This is a genomic window from Marinirhabdus gelatinilytica (assembly GCF_003353425.1).
GTDB classification, from domain to species: Bacteria; Bacteroidota; Bacteroidia; order Flavobacteriales; family Flavobacteriaceae; genus Marinirhabdus; species Marinirhabdus gelatinilytica.
In genome coordinates this window covers 71,494-89,848 of the sequence record NZ_QRAO01000002.1, presented here as the reverse complement: position 1 = coordinate 89,848, position 18,355 = coordinate 71,494, and the positions used below count along the sequence as shown (strand labels likewise).

Annotated in this window: 9 protein-coding genes; 7 read left to right on the top strand and 2 right to left on the bottom strand. The window is 43.7% G+C overall.

From position 1 onward, the window contains the following. Positions 1-107: 107 nt before the first annotated feature. Positions 108-2,276, bottom strand: coding sequence for a CARDB domain-containing protein (locus C8D94_RS06455; protein WP_115123122.1), 2,169 nt, complete (start codon positions 2,274-2,276; stop codon positions 108-110). Between the two features lie 229 nt (positions 2,277-2,505). Here C8D94_RS06455 and purL point away from each other — a divergent pair, with 229 nt between their 5' ends. The 4 genes from purL (at position 2,506) to C8D94_RS06435 (ending at position 11,606) form a co-directional block, all read left to right on the top strand. Next, a complete protein-coding gene (gene purL, locus C8D94_RS06450) occupies positions 2,506-6,186 on the top strand; it encodes a phosphoribosylformylglycinamidine synthase (RefSeq protein WP_115123121.1) in 3,681 nt (1,226 codons plus the stop codon). A gap of 57 nt (positions 6,187-6,243) precedes the next feature. Next, positions 6,244-8,625: a M14 family zinc carboxypeptidase gene (locus C8D94_RS06445; RefSeq protein ID WP_115123120.1), complete on the top strand. Its 2,382-nt coding sequence runs from the start codon at positions 6,244-6,246 to the stop codon at positions 8,623-8,625. A gap of 107 nt (positions 8,626-8,732) precedes the next feature. Beyond that, entirely contained in the window at positions 8,733-10,511 is a 1,779-nt protein-coding gene (locus C8D94_RS06440; protein ID WP_115123119.1) for an AMP-dependent synthetase/ligase, read from the top strand. 132 nt (positions 10,512-10,643) lie between these two features. Further along, positions 10,644-11,606 carry a VPGUxxT family thioredoxin-like (seleno)protein, type 2 gene (locus C8D94_RS06435; RefSeq protein WP_115123118.1) on the top strand — a complete coding sequence of 321 codons (963 nt, stop codon included), beginning with the start codon at positions 10,644-10,646 and terminating at the stop codon, positions 11,604-11,606. Between the two features lie 25 nt (positions 11,607-11,631). On the opposite strand, the gene C8D94_RS06430 is transcribed toward C8D94_RS06435, so the two are convergent. Beyond that, positions 11,632-13,488: a PLP-dependent aminotransferase family protein gene (locus C8D94_RS06430; RefSeq protein ID WP_115123117.1), complete on the bottom strand. Its 1,857-nt coding sequence runs from the start codon at positions 13,486-13,488 to the stop codon at positions 11,632-11,634. Between the two features lie 679 nt (positions 13,489-14,167). On the opposite strand from C8D94_RS06430, the gene C8D94_RS06425 reads away from it, so the two are divergent. From C8D94_RS06425 to C8D94_RS06415, 3 genes are all read left to right on the top strand, one after another. After that, a complete protein-coding gene (locus C8D94_RS06425) occupies positions 14,168-14,620 on the top strand; it encodes a MarR family winged helix-turn-helix transcriptional regulator (RefSeq protein WP_115123116.1) in 453 nt (150 codons plus the stop codon). Further along, positions 14,620-17,028 carry a 3-hydroxyacyl-CoA dehydrogenase/enoyl-CoA hydratase family protein gene (locus tag C8D94_RS06420; RefSeq protein WP_115123115.1) on the top strand — a complete coding sequence of 803 codons (2,409 nt, stop codon included), beginning with the start codon at positions 14,620-14,622 and terminating at the stop codon, positions 17,026-17,028. Before C8D94_RS06425 ends, C8D94_RS06420 begins: the two co-directional genes overlap by 1 nt. A 74-nt stretch (positions 17,029-17,102) precedes the next feature. After that, positions 17,103-18,293: an acetyl-CoA C-acyltransferase gene (locus C8D94_RS06415; protein ID WP_115123114.1), complete on the top strand. Its 1,191-nt coding sequence runs from the start codon at positions 17,103-17,105 to the stop codon at positions 18,291-18,293. The last annotated feature ends 62 nt before the right edge of the window (positions 18,294-18,355 follow it).

Below are 18,355 nucleotides of genomic sequence, written 5' to 3'. Positions count from 1 at the left end.
CACCAATTCGGCAGTAATAAAAAAACATTTAACCACATCGCTGATATCAAACAAAAAAGTGCCCTAAGTGGGCACTTTTTTCAGTTTAATACCTATAATAAAAAAGACTATCGTACTATAAAGCGCTTAGAGGCTTTAAGATCGCCATTGGTAAGTTTTACAAAATAAACACCTATTGGAGAAGTGTTCATATCCACACGTGCCGTATGCTCATTTCCTTGGGCATCCATAACGCCAGTATAAAGTTTCTGTCCTATAGTGTTATAGATCTCGTAGGATATATCACCATAATTTTTGTTCGTGGTAAAAGTGATATCGTACACTTTTTGTGAAGCAGGTACGATGGTGAACTCGCCACTGTTAAATTCTGCATCCCCTACAGATAGCGTAGTATTGTCAACTTCAATAGTAAAACCATCGTTTGGTGCATTGGCATCTCCAGCCAAATCGGTTCTAGCTTCAATACTATATGTAGTACCTGGTGCTGAAAGATCTAACGTTTGGTTGAATATGTAGTTTACTTCTTCTTGGGGCTGGATGGTTCCTGTAAAGGTTTCAGTAGCTACTAAATTTCCATCCAGGTAAAGTTCCACATCAAAGTTAGATTGTGGGTCAGTTCCGAAGTTGTAAATCTTAGCCTCTACAGTTTCTGCATTACCTAAAGCTCCGTCCTGTGGAGAGACAAAATTAAAGAACCCTACATCGTTGGCCAAACTTGGAGAAATCCTAAACGAAGCGATTCTCGTTCTCCAGAAATTATTTGCTGCCATGTACTGGGCCGTAAACCAAAAGGTTACTCCGTCTGGGTCCATGCTCAAGTGTGTATAATCTCCAAAACGGTTGGTGTTGGTTTGTCTTCCATTACCGTTCACGATGGTACTTTCAGGAAATGTCATTTCACCAAGGTCGTCACCATCTAATCGTCCAGTATAACGTATTCCTGCAAACGTATTTTCACTACCTATATTAAATCCTAGGCCAATGTTTCCATCTTCGTCCATTGCGGCACTTCCCATAAATCTAGACTCGCCGTCGGCTGGAGCGTACGTTCCTTCTTGGAATATGGTCCAATCGTTCGTTGCATCGTTTCGTAGCTCGATCCAACGTACTCCTGGAGTTATTCCTCCTACATCTGCATTGAAAGTAATTACCCAAGAATTATAGGTTGGAAATGCTCTATAATTCGCAGCATAAGAAATTACTCCACTTATGGCATCTATTCGCTGTGAAGTCCCTGGCTGCTCAACATCTCCAGTACCAAATGGCCTCAAGAAAGAATCGAAAGGTGCAGTTGTAATCTCTATTGGGTTGGATATAGTTGAAGCTCCTGGGGTTGCAAAGTTCACATCAATTTCCCAAACCTTCAAATGGTCTTCACTAACACCTACCCAAGCATCGTCTTGTAAGTAAACAATGTAAGCTGGTGAAGTTGGGTCAAACGTGTCTCCTATAAGATTTGCTGGTTCTGGACTAAATACTGCCGCAGGATTATTAACCACCTGGGGTAAATTGAATCCTATTATAGTAGGATTAGGAAGTCCCGCAATCATACTCGCACGATCAAGAACATAAATAGTATTTCCTTGAAATTTGTTGGCCGTCATATAATATCCATCATGCCAAACGGAATAGTGTGGGTAGTCTGGAAAAGCGTCCAATGGGAATGAATATACATTATAGGATCCGGTTGGATCGGGAGTGTCGGAAATTCCAATTATCAAAGCATTGTTTGAAATCTGGAACTGACTCACAAAAAAGCGATCAGCTAAATGGTCATACATTACGATAGGATCTCCGTTACTAGAACCATTTCCTAAGAATGTTCCCAAAAACGTAGGGCCCGCAAGTAAATTTCCTACTTTATCAAAAATCTTCACCACAACATTTACAGAATGTACATAGTGGTTAGGACCTACGGCGCCAGTTGGATCTGGGGGAATGGCCTGTCCCTCAGCTACAGAAGCCCCATCAAAATTTTGAAGTATGTTAAGTTGCTCCCTTGTTCCTTGGTTAGCTTGACGTACAGGATCTCCATTTAGGGGAAGCGCAGTTGATTCATTAACTGGTTCATTTCCTCTTTTTATGTAATGCTTAATTTCCTTAGCATCGTCGTTGTTAAAATTTTCCAACTCATCGATGGTTGGCATATCGCGCAAGGGGATGGTCTTTCCAATAAATTCACCTTGGGATACTACAGTAGCAGTGGCACTCTCTTGTCCAAAAGCCGTTAGGCTCAAGACCATTGCGCCAAGCACAAAAAATAATTTCTTTTTCATAATAGTTTATTAATAATTATAGTGGTGAGTCGAAGAATATAATGAGTACTTTCAACCCTTTTAAGAATATAGCGCAATTTACTAAAATAACCTATAGGAAAAAATTATGAGTTGGCAATACTAACATAATGACTGTTTTAAGTATATAAAAAAACCTATTTTTTACCTACCTTTGCCACTTCAAAACAAGCAGTTGTTTAAGCAACAAAAGCACTAAAATTTAAAGCGGATGATCCACTTCTTCGGAAATGCAAAAAACCACGTTTTTGCAGTACAGACCCAAGGGGAGTTAACTTCAGAAAACACTCAAAAATTGGTATGGCTCTTTGGCAACCAACCCAAGATAGAACAGTCCGCAATAGCGGATTTTTTTATTGGTCCACGAGCTTCCATGATTACCCCGTGGAGTACCAATGCTGTTGAAATCACCCAAAACATGGGCATTGAAGGCATTATACGTATTGAAACCTTTGAAAACGTAGCCGAAGACTTTTCAGACTACGACCCCATGCTGTCACAAAAATATCCGCAGTTGGACCAAGCTATTTTCACCATCAATATCGAGCCTGAAGGCATCCTTGAAATTGATGATATAGGCGCTTACAATAACGCCGAGGGATTAGCCCTTAGCGACGAAGAGGTCATCTATCTCGAGAACCTCGCGACTCGTTTGGGCCGAAAGCTGACCGATAGTGAAGTCTTTGGATTCAGTCAGGCCAACAGTGAGCATTGCCGCCACAAGATATTTAACGGGACCTTCGTGATAGATGGAGAGGAAATGCCCTCCTCCCTCTTCAAAATGATAAAGAAAACTTCTGAAGCGCACCCCAACGGGATTGTTTCGGCATACAAAGACAACGTTGCATTCGTAAAGGGCCCTAAAGCCACGCAATTTGCCCCAAAAGCTCCGGATGTTCCTGAATTTTACGAAAGCAAGGATTTTGACAGTGTTATCTCCCTGAAAGCCGAGACCCACAATTTTCCTACTACGGTAGAGCCTTTTAATGGTGCCGCAACAGGTAGCGGTGGGGAAATACGCGACCGCTTGGCAGGTGGAAAAGGATCATTGCCCCTTGCAGGGACCGCTGTGTATATGACATCCTACTCACGATTGGAAGAAAACCGTCCTTGGGAACAAGCCATGGACGAGCGCGACTGGTTGTACCAAACACCTTTGGACATCTTGATAAAGGCCAGTAACGGAGCTTCAGATTTTGGGAACAAATTTGGGCAACCGCTCATAGCAGGTTCTGTATTAACATTTGAGCATGAGGAGCACGCCCGCAAATTGGGTTTCGATAAGGTGATCATGCTTGCAGGGGGAATTGGCTACGGGAAGGCAAACCAAGCCATAAAGGACACACCCAACAAAGGGGATAAAGTTGTTATTCTGGGGGGTGAGAACTACCGTATTGGAATGGGCGGTGCCGCCGTTTCCAGTGCAGATACAGGTGAATTTTCCAGCGGTATCGAACTGAATGCCATACAACGTTCCAACCCAGAAATGCAAAAACGTGCCGCCAACGCTATTCGCGGGATGGTGGAGAGCGACCATAACGAAATTGTCTCTATTCACGACCATGGTGCCGGCGGGCATTTAAATTGTTTGAGCGAACTCGTGGAAGAAACTGGTGGCAAGATAGATCTGGACAAACTACCCGTGGGCGATCCCACGCTTTCGGCCAAAGAGATTATTGGTAACGAGTCCCAAGAACGAATGGGATTGGTTATTTCAGAAAAATATATTGATAAACTACAACGCATCGCCGATCGCGAACGCTCGCCAATGTACCAGGTAGGAGATGTTACGGGCGATTATAAATTTGTTTTTGAAAGTGAGACCACGGGTGCAAAACCCATGGATTTTGAGCTGGCAGATATGTTTGGGAGCTCCCCTAAAACCATCATGAAAGATATTTCAGTAGCAAGAAACTATGAAAATCCCCAATACGATGTCGCTAACATAAAAACATACATTTCACAAGTATTACAGTTAGAAGCCGTTGCCTGTAAGGATTGGCTCACCAACAAGGCGGACCGCTGCGTAGGGGGCCGTGTGGCCAAACAACAATGTGCAGGACCATTGCAGTTACCCTTGAACAATTGCGGAGTAATGGCGTTGGATTATAATGGTACAAATGGTGTCGCAACAAGCATAGGACACTCCCCTATTTCAGGGCTTATAGACCCCGTGGCAGGTGCAAGAAACTCTATCACCGAAGCCTTGACGAACATAGTTTGGGCACCGTTGGAAGAACAACTTACAAGCGTTTCACTATCTGCCAACTGGATGTGGCCGTGCAATAATAAGGGTGAGGATGCAAGACTCTACAAAGCCGTAGAGGCCGTGAGCGAATTTGCCATAGACCTGGGCATAAATGTCCCCACTGGGAAGGATTCCCTTTCCATGAAACAGAAATATAAAAACGAGGAAGTGATCTCACCGGGCACCGTTATCATTTCGGCAGCTGGGCATTGTAATGCTATCTCGAAAGTAGTAGGACCTGTATTGCAAAAAGATGCGGGCAGTCTCTACTATATTTCGTTTTCACAAGACGATTTTAAATTGGGTGGCTCCTCCTTTGCACAAATATTAAATGCCGTGGGTGAGGAAGCTCCAACGGTGAAAGACGCAGGTTACGTAAAAACTGTTTTCAACACGCTACAAACCTTGATTGCTGAAGAAAATATCACCGCAGGACACGATATCGCTTCTGGTGGGTTGATCACCACGCTGCTGGAAATGTGCTTTGCAGACACCAACCTTGGAGCTACTGTTGATCTTTCCGCTTTAGGCGAAAAAGATATTGCAAAGACGCTGTTTGCTGAAAATTGTGCCGTGGTGATTCAAGCGAAAAACGATGCTTCCGTTGAAACCGTTTTTGCTGAAAAGAATATCAAAGCCGTAAAAATTGGTTCGGTTACTGAAAGTGATGTGCTCGAGATTACCAACCATTCCGAAAACTTGAAACTTTCAATTGCTGAAATGCGGGATACGTGGTACCGAACCTCGTATTTATTGGACAGAAAACAAAGTGGTGAAGAGAAGGCTGCTGAACGTTTCAACAATTATAAGGAGCAACCGCTCCAGTTTACATTTCCGAAGCAATACATAAATACTCTTGAAGATTGCCATACGGAGCGTAGCAAAAACGACACAAAAATTAAGGCCGCCATTATCCGCGAAAAAGGAAGCAATAGTGAGCGCGAGATGGCAAACGCGATGTACCTCGCTGGATTTGATGTGAAGGACGTACACATGACCGATTTGATAAGCGGTCGTGAAACCTTAGAGGACATCCAATTCATAGCCGCCGTGGGTGGTTTTTCCAACAGTGATGTGCTGGGAAGTGCAAAAGGCTGGGCAGGAGCGTTCCTCTACAACGAGAAGGCCAATAAAGCACTAAAAGATTTCTTTAACCGAGAGGACACCCTTTCACTGGGCGTTTGCAACGGTTGCCAATTGTTCATTGAACTGGGCTTATTGACCCCAGAAGACGATGAGAAGCCAAAAATGCTCCATAACAGTACGGGGAAATTTGAATGTAATTTTACTTCAGTGGCCATACAGGAGAATAACTCTGTGATGCTGTCCAGTTTTGCGGGTACTACCTTGGGAATTTGGGCCGCGCACGGGGAAGGGAAATTCAGTTTTCCGAAACCTGAAAGCCATTACAATATCGTAGGAAAATATGGATATGATGCGTTCCCCAGCAATCCCAACGGAAGCGACTACAACACAGCCATCATGACCGATGCCACAGGAAGGCACTTGGTAATGATGCCGCATCTGGAGCGCTCTACCTTTTCGTGGAATTGGGCACACTACCCCAACGGCAAAAACGACGAGATTACCCCGTGGCTGGAAGGTTTTGTGAACGCTAGGAAGTGGTTGGAGAAAAAAGCGTAGATACTATGTAAATTTCCAAGCCGTTATAGAAAAACACACTTCGTATAAACTTTGACTATGAAACACACACTACTCCTTTTCAGTTTTTTTCTCACCACTGCAGTATTCGCACAGGAAATATATCAAAAAGCTAAAATTTCCTATACCAATCCTGGGGCATTGGAGATTATGGAATCACTTGGTTTGGCCGTAGACCACGGCATCCACAAAAAGGGACATTTTGTGATCTCAGAATTTTCAGTTTCAGAATTGGAAAGGGTTCGTGCGGCAGGTTTTCAAGTAGAGGTTTTGGTGGAAGATGCCAAAGAGCATTTTTTGCAGCAAAACAGAAATCTAACCCCAACACGAAATCCCGGTTGTGCCGAAAGTGGAAACGATCATGAGACCCCAGCCAATTTTAACTTGGGGAGTATGGGCGGTTACCTAACCTACCAAGAACTCCTGGACGAACTGGACGAAATGCAGTCCCTCTACCCTAACCTCATCACGGCAAAGGAAAACATAAGCAATTTTGTAACCGAAGGCCAGCCGGACAACTCGGTAACCCCTTCTATTGGTGGCAACGGCATTAAGTGGGTAAAGATTAGCGACAACCCCAATGTTGCCGAGGGCGAACCACAAATATTATATTCGGCCATCCATCACGCACGCGAACCTGCATCGTTGTCGCAATTGGTTTTTTATATGTGGTATCTGTTGGAAAACTACGATACCGACCCCGAGGTACAGAATATCGTAAACAACACCGAACTCTATTTTGTACCTGTATTAAACCCGGACGGCTATCTTTACAATCAAAAGACCGATCCCAACGGAGGAGGGTTTTGGCGAAAGAACCGAAAAAACGGCCATGGGGTGGACAACAACCGTAACTACGATTATTATATAAACGGAAATCCAGCCAATGGTGCTTGGGGAGGACAAGGAACCTCTGGAAATACCGGTAGCGAAGTGTACAGAGGTACAGCACCTTTCTCTGAAGTAGAGAACCAGGCAATGAAATGGTTTGTAGAGAACCATAATTTCGTGATCGCACTCAACAACCATACCCACGGAAATTTACTGTTGTACCCTTTTGGCTATGAAGACAACACCCCTACCCCAGAAAACGATTTGTTCGAGGCAGTAGGCGACGAGCTGGTTTCAAGGAATGGGTTTACCAACCAGATATCATCAGATTTATATCCTGCTGCTGGCACAAGCGACGACTTTATGTACGGCACGGTGGGCACCCACGACAAAATATATGCTTTCACCCCCGAAATTGGTCCTGCATTCTGGCCACCCTCCAGCGAAATTGAACCTATTTGCAAGGGAATGATGTATTTGAACCTTACGTCTGCTAAAATGGTAAATAATTTTGCCGCCGTTACCCCAACCGGTCCATTGTATGTGGGTAACGAAGGAACTATCTCAGCAGACTATACCTTAAAAAGATTGGGCGTTGCCGGGAGTGGAAACTTTTCGGTAACCTTAAACCCTATTTCTGCAAATATTGCTTTTGTGGGTAATGGCAACACCTTCTCCGGGATGGATTTGCTGGAAGAACAAACTGGAAGTATAGACCTTACCATTGCCGCAGGCACTCAAGCTGGAGACGATATTGTGTACGAGTTGGTAGTGAACAACGGCAGTTACAACACCGCTACGCTGGTAACAAAAAAGTTCGGGAGCCTAACCCCTGTCTTTGAGGATAACGGAGATAGTACCACGGCAAATTACAACAACAACGGCTGGGCTACAACAACAGACACTTTTGTTTCACCTTCAAGCTCTATAACCGATTCCCCTAACGGTAACTATCAAAACAACCAGAACAAAACCATTACCCTCTCTAGTCCTGTGGATCTGACCTCGGCAATTGGGGCAAGTCTTTCGTTCTACGCCAAGTGGGAGATCGAGGACAATTGGGATTATGTTCAGGTAGAAGTAAGCACCAACAACGGTGGTTCTTGGGAGCCACAATGTGGTAATTTCACCAATGCAGGTAGCAACAACGGTTTTCAGCCTGAAGGAGAACCCCTTTACGATGGCACACAAAACGATTGGGTACTGGAAGAGATAGACTTGGGCGATTACCTGGGCGAAACTATTTTGGTGCGTTTCCAGTTTGCTTCGGACGGGGCTGAGCGACGTGATGGTTTCTATTTTGATGATCTCACCATTAGTGTTGTGGAGGAAAGCACATTAAATGCCGAAGAAGCTTCCATAAACGTATTCACACTCTACCCTAACCCTGTAGAAGATATCTTGAACATCAAGACCGAGATTGCTAGCTATTCGATTGAAGTTTTCAACATTCAAGGGCAATTGGTGTTTTCTTCTTCAGAAAACTCGAATAACACTACAGTAGACTACAGCAATTTTGCCAACGGGGTATATTTGATGCGATTAACTTCAGAAAACACCGTGCAAACTGTTAAGATCGTGAAACAGTAGTTTTCAACCACATAGATCAAAAAAGGAGTTCATAATGGGCTCCTTTTTTTTATGGTAAAAAACTAAATATTTTTCCCTATTTTGCATAACTACAATATTTAGCACTTATGACCGATCCAAAAAGACTTTTCGATTTTCCGTATTATCAATTAGCTACCTATCCCCAAGACGGCGCCCTAGTGAGCAAGGTAAACGGAGAATGGGTAAAAACCTCAACCCAAGAATATATAGACAAGGCCAACGCAATAAGTCGTGGGCTTATAAAATTAGGTGTACAACCTAACGATAAGGTTGCCATTATTTCTATGACCAACCGTACCGAATGGAATATTTGTGACATTGGTATCCTTCAAACCGGAGCGCAGGACGTACCCATCTATCCCACCATTTCTGAAGAAGAATACGAATACGTGTTGAACCACTCCGAATCGAAATACGTGTTTGTGTCGTGTAACGAGGTTTTGGAAAAAATCAATAAAATTAAACAGAACGTCCCTAGCCTTAAAGGCGTATATTGTTTTGATGCCATAGACGGATGCCCCAACTGGATGGAGGTAATTGCTTTGGGCGATGACAACAAGGACCTCCAGGATGAAGTTGAGAAACGAAAAGATGCCATAAACGAAGACGATCTGGCCACCCTTATATACACTTCGGGAACTACCGGAAAACCCAAGGGTGTCATGTTGAGCCATAAAAACATTGCAAGCAATGCCAAGCACAGTAAAGGGCGCCTCCCCATTGAAATGGGGAAGAGTAAAGCCTTGAGCTTTCTTCCTGTGTGCCATATTTATGAGCGCATGTTATTGTATATGTACCAGTATTGCGGCGTGAGCATCCATTTTGCTGAAAATCTGGAAACCATAAGCGATAACCTAAAAGAAGTGCACCCCGAAGTGATGACCGCTGTACCGCGATTACTTGAAAAGGTATACGATAAAATTATTGCCAAAGGGAACGACTTAACCGGCGTAAAAAAGAACTTATTCTTTTGGGCTGTTGACTTAGGCCTGAAATGGGAACCTTACGGCCAGAACGGCTGGTGGTATGAGACTAAATTGGGTGTTGCTAGAAAGCTCATTTTCAGCAAATGGCAAGAAGCTCTGGGCGGGAATTTAAAAGCGATTGCCTCTGGTAGTGCAGCGTTGCAACCACGTCTCGCACGAGTATTCAATGCCGCGGGATGCCCTGTGATGGAAGGCTACGGATTAACAGAAACATCTCCAGTAGTGTCCGTAAACGATATGCGCAACAATGGTTTTAAAATTGGCACCGTAGGGAAACCGCTTCCAGACACCGAGGTGAAAATAGCGGAAGATGGCGAAATCCTTATCAAAGGCCCACAAGTAATGCAAGGCTATTACAAAGACCCGGACCAAACCGAAGAGGTGTTAAAGAACGGCTATTTTCACACAGGTGATATTGGTGAGATAGACAGCGAGGGATTCCTAAAGATAACCGACCGTAAAAAATCCATGTTCAAGACCAGTGGTGGTAAATACGTGGCACCGCAGCTTATTGAGAACGCCATGAAACAATCCAATTTCATAGAGCAGATTTTAGTCGTGGGTGAAGGTGAAAAAATGCCAGCAGCACTCATACAGCCCAACTGGGAATGGATTGCAGATTGGAGCAAGAAGAAGGGTCATAACATTTCAGAAGATCCTGCCGAAGCATGTAAAAACGAAAAGTTGATTGCACGTATCCAAAAAGAAGTAGACAAGTACAACGAGCGTTTTGGAAAATGGGAGAAAGTAAAAACCTTCGCCCTAACACCAGATACTTGGAGTATTGAAGGTGGTCAACTTACTCCAACAATGAAGGCCAAGCGTAAAGTTATTAAAGAAATGTACAAAGACCTCTACGAAGGACTGTACGGAAGGTAGAAACAATATATTCCTTAAACATTAGAAAAAGGCTGTATAAAAAGATGCATTATTTGCCAATCTTTTTATACAGCTTTTTTACCTCATAACTGTAAGTGTTTTTTAATTGTACGACCTATTAAAAAAATTGTTATGAAGAATATTTTAATAATTGCTGTATGTTCTATTCTATATATTTCAGCAACTGCCCAACAACGTACCAACCCAAACAACCAAGATGAAGAATTGGGAAAGGTGGCTTGGCTTCGAGATTACGATACTGCTATATCCCTTTCAGCAAAAGAAAACAAACCTGTATTGATACTTTTCCAGGAGGTTCCCGGCTGTGCTACCTGCCGAAACTATGGTCACAATGTATTGAGCAATCCCTTAATGACCGAAGCTATTGAGAACGAATTTATCCCTCTTGCCATTTTTAACAACAAAGGTGGCAACGACGCCAAGATCCTGAAAAAATATGGTGAACCCAGCTGGAACAATCCCGTGGTGCGTATTGTAGACCGTAATGGTGACAATTTGGTAAAACGGGTTGCGAGTGATTATTCGGCGAAAGGGTTGTACAACGCCATGGTTTCAGCGCTACAGAAAGAAGGGAAGGAAATTCCCGAATATGTAAAAATTCTGGGCAAGGAACTGAGCTTCACCCCTTCCCAACTCCAAGAACGCACCTACAAGATGTATTGCTTTTGGACCGGCGAAAAACAATTGGGCAGCCAAGAAGGTGTGGTAGAGACCAATGCCGGATTCCAACATGGTGAAGTGGTAAAAGTAAAATTTGATCCTTCCGAAATTTCAGCAGAGAAACTGGATGCCTATGCGGTACAACACAAGATGAAACCCATTAAATCTGGAAATTTCCGTTGGAGCGAAAAGGACGAAGATTATTACCTACAACATTCCAGCTATAAATACCTCCCACTATCACCCTTACAGCGCACCAAAATCAACAGTGCCTTGGGCAGCCGAAAAAGAGCCGAAGTATATTTAAGCCCTACACAAAAAAAGTGGCTAAAAGATATTAATGCCATTGGTAAAACGGTTCGGTTCAATAAAGATTTTGAAGCGAATTGGAATACATTAATTTCGGTGCAATAGTGTTTTTGCTGAAATATAAAAGTTGCTAGATACTTTTCAGGAACTCCCTAAACACCTCTTTGTGCCGCTCCAGATCCATATTTGCTGAAAGCGAAACTCTCGCGATATAATCCTTATCCCCTTCCTTAGTGGTTCCCTGGGTAGAAGTCGCGGGGATGGTCCAGTAGCACCCTTTCAGTTGTCCGTAACTCACGCAATATTTACTCTCGGTTGGGATTTCAGTAATCATTAAATGAATGAGTTTGTGGTTTAAGGCACGTTTGTAAAGTTCTCTTTCTTCGAGTGTAGTACCTTTGGTAGGCAGGTCCAACGAAAATACCGAAGGTGTAAAACCTTGCTCCGCCAATGCTTCAGAAACAAAATTTATTTTTGCTTCCGGCAGTTCTTCTTCTATAAAATTTACAAACTCACGGGTATTGTTATATGCCCTGGCAATACGCTCGTTCATAGAAGGTAATTGCTCCGCCAAAATTTCCAATTGTAAACCTGTAGCTTCATTATCGCATAATTTCAAGTGTGTGTTTATATTCGGAACTAATGCTGAGGCTTTTTTATTGGCTACGCAATATCCAGCAGTACATCGCCCACCACTGGGAAATTTTGAGCCACTTACGTAAGAGATGGTCTGGACATTTGCCAAGATACTGCCTTCACCCAGAAAATTAACATTAGGGCAAAAAGTCTGGTCAAGAATGAAAACGGGAGGAATTGCGGTATTGCCCTCGCTGGTTTTTCGGGAAGTGCTCAATGCCTTTTTTAAGGCTTCAAGGTTTGGAACCTCTACTCTTGGGTTGGTAGGGATTTCGGCAATAATATAGGGTACGGCATCTCGTTGTGCTATGGTATCCAAAACCCTGTCAATACTCTGCACCATATCATTATCGCCATCTACCGGCAAATCTACTACCTCCACATGTTCCAGGCATGCTGCCACTCGCCTTGCCTGGTCGTTGGTTCCACCATAACAGTTAGGTGGTACAATAAATGTAATCGCTTTGCCAGGGTGTTGTTGCTGGGCGTTGTGCACCAGCCCCATCATAATAGCATATTGCATAGAAAGACCACTACTCGCTACCAATGCTTCTGTATGTCCCTGCGTTATCTTTTTAATAGCTGAAAGCACGCTCTTTTTGTCCTGCTGAATATTTCCTTCTGAAATTTTAAGAACCGACCGGTCTATAAAAGATTGCAACGCAGTTAATGAGTTAGCAGGCGTCATCGCAATAGTCTCACGCCTTCTCACATGTTGTATGGCCGAAACATAGCCCTGTGCATCTTTACTGCGCATTGTCAAGATGCTTCCCAGTACGCCCAACAAGGAAATATGAAAATCTACCGAAGTGGGCACATCAACTTTTTTAACGCTTTTTTCTTCTGAAATGAAAATCGTACTCCCCACATAATCAGCAGCAGCGGCACTTATTCCTGAAACTGAAGCTATCTTTTTCAACTCGAAAGTATAGCCATAAACTTCTTTAATGATCTCAGCATTAAAACAATCCGGAAGTTCTTGGGTATATAAAATCTGTGTTTGCTTACCATCCAGCAAATTTTTACGCAACACAGCTAACACAGGAACCGTTTGCGATTGAAAGCTAATCACGTGGGCAGCGTCCAGATTGAGTTCCTTTGCCATCCCCCACTCCAAGACACAGGATAACGGATGCCCCAACCTAATATAATCGTAGGCCGTTGGCAAAGTTTCCAAAGCAGTTGTAGATGCCACCCCTTCTTTGTACAATGCCTCAAATTGTTCGAGAAATTGAGTTTTGGCCAGTGACTCGTCGTAAATATCCAATCTGTGCGTAGTGGTGCGCAGCCAGCCCGACGGCATATTGTTGAGGATTTGCTCTATAAATTCTTGAGGGGTTTGTTGTTGCATCTTCAGTAGGTTTTATGAAGGTGCAAAGATACGGAAATTAGGGGGCAGTGGATAGTTGGTAGTTGGCAGACTTTAGAACGTAGCCAAAGTTGCTGGTAGCATACGGGCTGCTATCGCTCGCTATTGTTTGTGGTAAAGCTGTTTTGGGCTATCTAATGAATAGTTAGCGGATTTGGCGAGCTTGAAAAATGTCCGAACCCTTGCTTTACAAATACTCGTGATTTTTATAGGATGCGTTGTTGTGTGTAATTTATTTTTTCTTTTTTCCTTGTGATTCTATAAATGTGTCCAAGATTTCTGTCAAAATATCATCATCTCCTAAATATATAGAATCTTTTAGATGGAGAAAACCCAAACGACCCATAGTAGTCTATCTCGTAAATATCTTCCTCAAATAAATTTATTTCTATAAAACTGATAAATCCATGGTTCTCAAGTGGAATAGTTTTTAAACTAGGTTCTTGATATTTTTTTCAGATAAACCTTTCTTGTAAAATTTGAAAAATTGCTGACAGTATGCTGTATAAATCATCCCCATCCCCACAAGCCCGTATTTCTCAACAACAACTAACTTCCTTATACCCTACCCAACAAAAAATTGATAAACAATTCTTTATTTACTATGCACGCATAGTATTTTTTTCTTATCTTTGGTTTTCCAAAAAAATAAAACAACCCCTTGAAAGAAAAAACAATAGATTATATATTAAGGAGTACGTGGATGGCCGTACAAAAACTGTACAACGAAGAGGCCGGAAAAAAGGGCAGCACTATGGCTACGGGCTTCGCGCTCATTAGCATAGACCCAGAGGAGGGTACACCCAGTACAATGTTGGGCCCCAAGATGGGAATGGAAGCCACTTCCCTTTCCCGCACCCTTAAAAAAATGGAACAGCAAGGCCTTATAGAACGCCGTCCCAATCCCAGTGATGGCCGCGGGGTCCTCATCCACCTTACCGAATTTGGAAGGGAGATGCGCGAGTTTTCAAAAAGTGTGGTGTTCGGGTTCGACGAGGCAGTTAAAGAAACTGTTTCCGAAGAAGAACTACATACATTCAAAAAAGTTGCCTCCACTATTATGGAGCTCATAAACAGTAAGAAAATTTATCCTACAAAAAAACATTCAGCATAATGTCAAAAAGAAGAATAAACAACGTAGCCGTTATTGGTTCAGGAATTATGGGAAGCGGTATCGCTTGCCATTTTGCCAATATTGGCGTGGAAGTTCTGTTGTTGGACATTGTCCCACGTGAACTTACCGACAAAGAAAAAGCAAAAGGATTAACCCTTGAGGACAAACAGGTACGTAACCGCTTGGTGAACGAAGCCTTGCAGAGTGCCATAAAAAGCAAACCTGCACCGCTGTACCACGAGGATTTTGCCAACAGGATCACTACCGGAAATCTGGAAGATGATATCTCCAAAGTTTCAAAAGCCGACTGGATTATTGAAGTAGTGGTGGAACGTTTGGACATCAAGAAACAAGTGTTCGAGAATTTAGAGAAACACCGCACCCCAGGAACCCTCATTACCTCAAACACTTCGGGGATTCCCATTCAATTTATGAGCGAGGGCCGAAGCGAGGATTTCCAGAAGCATTTCTGCGGAACACACTTTTTTAATCCACCGCGATACTTAAAATTATTCGAAATTATCCCTGGCCCAAAAACCGATGCTGAGATTTTAGATTTCTTGGACAATTACGGCGAGAAGTTCCTTGGGAAAACCACTGTGGTCGCCAAGGACACCCCAGCTTTTATTGGAAACCGAATTGGGATCTACGGCATACAAGCGATGTTCCATTTGGTAAAGGACATGGGCCTTACGGTGGAAGAGGTAGATAAATTAACGGGGCCTGTTATTGGTCGCCCTAAATCTGCCACCTTCCGAACTGTGGATGTAGTAGGATTGGACACCTTGGTACACGTTGCCAACGGGATTTACGAAAATGTTCCCGAAGACGAGGAACACGATATGTTTAAGCTGCCCGGTTTTATCCAAACCATGATGGACAACAAATGGTTGGGAAGCAAGAGCGGACAAGGATTCTATAAAAAAACAAAAGATAAGGACGGTAAAACTGAAATTTTAGGCTTGGACTTAGATACGTTGGAATACCGCCCAGGCAAAAAAGCGAAATTCGCAACGCTGGAGAAAACCAAGTCGGTTGAAAATGTAGCAGACCGTTTCCCTATCTTAATAAAAGGAGACGACAAAGCAGGCGAATTTTACCGAAGAAACTTTGGTGCTATGTTCGCGTACGTATCCCACCGAATTCCTGAAATAACCGACGAGCTTTACAAAATTGATGACGCGATGAAAGCCGGTTTTGGCTGGCAGCACGGTCCGTTTGAGATTTGGGATGCCGTGGGTGTAAAAAAAGGACTCGAACTTATTGAAGAAACGGGGAAAAAGCCAGCCGACTGGGTACAGGAAATGCTGGACGCCAATGTAGAATCCTTCTACAGTGTGGTGAACGGGCAGACGTATTTTTACGACATTCCTTCCAAGAGCCACAAGAAAGTACCCGGACAGGATGCCTTTATTATTTTGGACAATATTCGCGAAACCTCGGAAGTGTTCAGTAACAGCGGTGTATCCGTTCAGGATTTGGGCGATGGTATCTTAAATGTGGAATTCCGTAGTAAGATGAACAGCATTGGCGGCGATGTACTGGCAGGTATCAACAAAGCCATAGACATTGCCGAAGATAGATTCGACGGATTGGTCATTGGAAACCAAGGACAGAACTTTTCGGTTGGTGCCAACATTGGAATGATCTTTATGATGGCGGTGGAGCAGGAATATGACGAGCTGAACGCTGCCGTAAAATATTTTCAGGATACGGTAATGCGTTTGCGTTACTCTTCTATCCCAACGGTAATGGCACCCCACGGAATGACCTTGGGCGGTGGTTGCGAGTTAACCTTGCACGCAGACCGTGTAGTGGCCGCAGCCGAGAGTTACATTGGCTTGGTAGAGTTTGGCGTTGGGGTGATTCCCGGCGGTGGAGGATCCAAGGAAATGGCACTTCGAGCGAGTGATTCCTTTAAAAAAGATGATGTAGAACTGAACCGTTTGCGTCAACATTTCTTGACCGTAGCAATGGCAAAAGTATCTACCAGCGCCCACGAGGCATACGATCTGGATATCCTGAAACCAGGAAAAGACATTGTGGTGGTGAACACAGCAAGACAGATAGCGACCGCAAAAGCCGTAGCAAGACAAATGGCCGATATGGGCTACACCCAACCTCCTAAGCGAGAAGATGTAAAGGTGTTAGGGAAACAAGCCTTGGGAATGTTCTACGTAGGAACAGACAGTATGGAAGCCAGCAATTATATTAGCGAGCACGATCAAAAGATAGCCGATAAATTGGCCTACGTAATGGCCGGTGGCGACTTGAGCGAGCCCACTGAAGTAAGCGAGCAATATCTGCTGGACCTAGAACGCGAAGCATTCTTGAGCCTAACCGGTGAGAGAAAAACACTGGAGCGTTTGCAGCATATGATACAAAAAGGGAAACCGTTACGTAATTAAATTTAAGCCTAAAGCCTAGTGCAATAAGCCATAGGCAATAAATTTTAACTGCTTAAAGCCTAAAGCAAAAAAAAATGAAAACAGCATATATAGTAAAAGCATATCGAACCGCCGTTGGGAAAGCACCCAGGGGATTATTCAGATTTAAGAGAGCCGACGATCTGGCTGCAGAGACCATCCAGTATATGATGAAGGAACTGCCCAATCTCGACAAAAAACGAATAGATGATGTGATTGTGGGTAATGCCATGCCCGAAGGGTCACAAGGTCTCAATTTTGGAAGATTGATCTCCCTAATGGGGCTCGACATCGTTGACGTTCCCGGAATGACCGTGAATCGTTTTTGCTCCTCAGGGGTAGAGACCATTGCACTGGCCACAGCAAAGATACAGAGCGGAATGGCAGATTGTATCATTGCAGGAGGAGCCGAGAGTATGAGTAGTGTACCTATGTCCGGTTACAAACCAGAACTGAATTACGACATCGTAAAGAACGGTCACGAAGACTACTATTGGGGCATGGGAAATACGGCAGAAGCGGTTGCGAACCAATACCATGTATCTCGGGAAGATCAAGATGAGTTTGCATACAATAGCCATATGAAAGCATTGAAGGCTCAGGCCGAAGATCGCTTTCAGGAACAGATTGTCCCCATCGAAGTGGAGCAAACCTACGTGGACGAAAACGGCAAAAAAGCCACTAAAACCTACACGGTAAACAAAGACGAAGGCCCAAGAAAAGGTACAAGCATAGAGGCATTGGCGAAATTGCGCCCCGTATTCGCACAAGGTGGAAGCGTAACTGCAGGAAATTCCTCACAAATGAGTGATGGTGCAGCCTTCGTAATGGTGATGAGCGAGGATATGGTAAAGGAACTGAACATCGAACCCATTGCCCGTATGGTAAATTATGCCGCTATGGGCGTAGAGCCACGCATTATGGGAATTGGCCCTGTTAAGGCCATACCAAAAGCACTGGAACAAGCAGGTTTAAAACAAGACGAAATCAAACTTATTGAATTGAACGAAGCTTTTGCATCACAGAGTCTCGCCGTAATTCGTGAGTTGGGTTTAAACAAGGACATCGTAAACGTAAACGGTGGCGCCATTGCATTGGGGCACCCATTGGGTTGTACAGGAGCCAAGCTTTCAGTACAGTTGTTCGACGAAATGCGGAAAAGAAATATGCAGGGGCAATACGGGATGGTAACCATGTGTGTGGGGACTGGACAAGGTGCTGCTGGGATTTTTGAATTTTTGAAATAGTTAAAACACTTGTCTGGTCGAGCGCAGTCGAGACCTTAAATTGACCAGACATCATATATATT

Excerpts from the sequence above, each read along its gene's own strand:
- C8D94_RS06455 (WP_115123122.1), bottom strand. The coding sequence starts at position 2,276 with ATGAAAAAGAAATTATTTTTTGTGCTTGGCGCAATGGTCTTGAGCCTA.
- purL (WP_115123121.1), top strand. The coding sequence starts at position 2,506 with ATGATCCACTTCTTCGGAAATGCAAAAAACCACGTTTTTGCAGTACAG.
- C8D94_RS06445 (WP_115123120.1), top strand. The coding sequence starts at position 6,244 with ATGAAACACACACTACTCCTTTTCAGTTTTTTTCTCACCACTGCAGTA.
- C8D94_RS06440 (WP_115123119.1), top strand. The coding sequence starts at position 8,733 with ATGACCGATCCAAAAAGACTTTTCGATTTTCCGTATTATCAATTAGCT.
- C8D94_RS06435 (WP_115123118.1), top strand. The coding sequence starts at position 10,644 with ATGAAGAATATTTTAATAATTGCTGTATGTTCTATTCTATATATTTCA.
- C8D94_RS06430 (WP_115123117.1), bottom strand. The coding sequence starts at position 13,488 with ATGCAACAACAAACCCCTCAAGAATTTATAGAGCAAATCCTCAACAAT.
- C8D94_RS06420 (WP_115123115.1), top strand. The coding sequence starts at position 14,620 with ATGTCAAAAAGAAGAATAAACAACGTAGCCGTTATTGGTTCAGGAATT.
- C8D94_RS06415 (WP_115123114.1), top strand. The coding sequence starts at position 17,103 with ATGAAAACAGCATATATAGTAAAAGCATATCGAACCGCCGTTGGGAAA.